Origin of the sequence: Kitasatospora nipponensis (assembly GCF_039528135.1) — a bacterium.
Classification (GTDB): Bacteria; Actinomycetota; Actinomycetes; order Streptomycetales; family Streptomycetaceae; genus Kitasatospora; species Kitasatospora nipponensis.
Genome location: NZ_BAAALF010000301.1, coordinates 1 through 575, shown reverse-complemented (window position 1 = coordinate 575; position 575 = coordinate 1). Strand labels below are relative to the sequence as shown.

The window sequence follows — 575 nt, the reverse complement described above, 5'->3', positions numbered from 1 at the left end:
GGCCCGTTGACGCTCTCGTAGGGGGCGGCCGCCCCCGCGTCGGCAGGGGCCAGCCCACCCGCCCGGGCGGCCAGCCCGAGCACGACGCTCTGGTGGGCGCCGCGCGGATGGGCCGTGGCGAGCGCCTCCAGCGCCGGATCGGGCCAGCAGGCCCGGGCCGCGCGCAGCAGTTGGCGGCCCAGCCGCCGGCTGGGGGGGGGCGGCGCGGGGGGGGGGGGGGGGGGAGGGGGCGGGGGGGCCCGTCCTGATCGCCGCCGCCACCACCGTCGACGAGGCCCTGGACGCCTGCCTGCCGGCGGCCCGGCCCGGTGCGCACCGCCTGCTGGTCATCGCCGAGCGGTTCACCGTCCCCGGTGCGCTGCGGGCCCTGCGGGCCGGGGCCGGGGCGATGCTCCAGGCCGGCGAGGCGAGCGAGGCGAGTCTGGTCGGCGCCGTGCACGCCGCCTACCACGGTGAGGGCCGGATCCCGTACGGCGTGCTGGCGCGACTGCTCGGCGAGCCGGGCGGTGCGTCGGTGGCCGCGCCGCGCCCGACCCGCCCGGACCCCGCGGCCGGGCACCCGGCCGCGGCGCGCT

Annotated in this window: 2 pseudogenes; one reads left to right on the top strand and one right to left on the bottom strand. The window is 83.0% G+C overall.

Annotated elements, in window-relative coordinates:
* A pseudogene (locus ABD323_RS38805) lies at positions 1-191 on the bottom strand (urease accessory UreF family protein); the annotation flags it as partial.
* Between the two features lie 197 nt (positions 192-388).
* On the opposite strand from ABD323_RS38805, the pseudogene ABD323_RS38800 reads away from it, so the two are divergent.
* A pseudogene (locus tag ABD323_RS38800) lies at positions 389-575 on the top strand (hypothetical protein); the annotation flags it as partial.